This is a genomic window from Neochlamydia sp. TUME1, from assembly GCF_000813645.1.
GTDB lineage: Bacteria > Chlamydiota > Chlamydiia > Chlamydiales > Parachlamydiaceae > Neochlamydia.
This window is the reverse complement of record NZ_JRXI01000252.1, coordinates 1-1,013: the sequence shown is the minus strand read 5'-3', so window position 1 is coordinate 1,013 and position 1,013 is coordinate 1. Positions and strand designations below refer to the sequence as shown.

Annotated in this window: 1 protein-coding gene; it reads left to right on the top strand. The window is 43.5% G+C overall.

Going from position 1 to position 1,013, the window contains the following annotated elements; translation table 11 throughout:
- Positions 1-417 (top strand): hypothetical protein (locus tag DB41_RS11845; protein WP_238578504.1); only part of this gene is annotated, 417 nt, incomplete at its 5' end.
- Positions 418-1,013: the final 596 nt, after the last annotated feature.

The following is a 1,013-nucleotide window of genomic DNA, read 5'->3' as shown; positions in this document are numbered from 1 at the left end:
TACACAATCATTTTCCTACCACTGCAGGCAAGTCACAAGTCTGACCCTGGCAAGCATCACAAGTCTGACACCATCAGCCAAGAGTTGGAGATGGAGGAGCAGCTGAAGAGCAAGGGCAAGGAGAAACCAACAACACATTGCAGGAACAAGTCCATTGACAGCTCCAGGCTGCATTGCAAGCTCAGAGACAACTGCTTCTTCATCCTCCAGTTCCTCCAAGCACAAGAGAGACAGCCCAACACATTCATCTCCCTCCAAGATGCCAAGACCAAGAAAACCAAGGAGAGCAAGAAGGCCTCTGCCAGCGACCACAACAACAGCACTGAGGAGCAGGAGGAAGCACCCCAGTCCAGCAGCAGCAGCAGCAGCAGCAGCAATGACAGCAACAGCTCCTCATCTGATGACAGCAACAACTAATTCATAAATACAGGTCTTTCACCTTCACTCCCCCACAATTATTCCACTTGCCAATGAACACAAAAGTCAAGTTATAATCTTAAACTGTGCACTTGCCCCTCCATGTACTTGCCTTTTCAAACAAATATATGGAATTTAATATTTTTTTTGATTTTGCTTTTTCTAGGCCTTGTTTTTATAAGTCTCAATTCCTCTTTTGCAGATTTTTATGTTCTCCATTTTAAATAATAACAAAATTTTATCTACTTTGTTTTGACTTTGTGAACACAATCTCATTTTTATATGGGCATCCTTGCACTCCCCCCAATGACTGTGACTCACATTTGATGTGGCTGGAGGTTACAGATCAAGATTCTGCAAGACAAGAAGATCCCAGTGGACAAGGTCATTGAAGTCCTCAAGGACAAACTCACCATGGAGCAAGAGGTGAGGCTGGCAAAGGAGAAGGCAAAAGAGAAACACAAATCAACAGATTCTTTGACCAACCTATTCATGCCCTCATGACCTCAATGATACAAGAATGGATGCTATGAGACTTCACAAGGTTGTTGTCAAGAATCAAATCTCCCACTCCACACTGAAAACAGACATCTTCA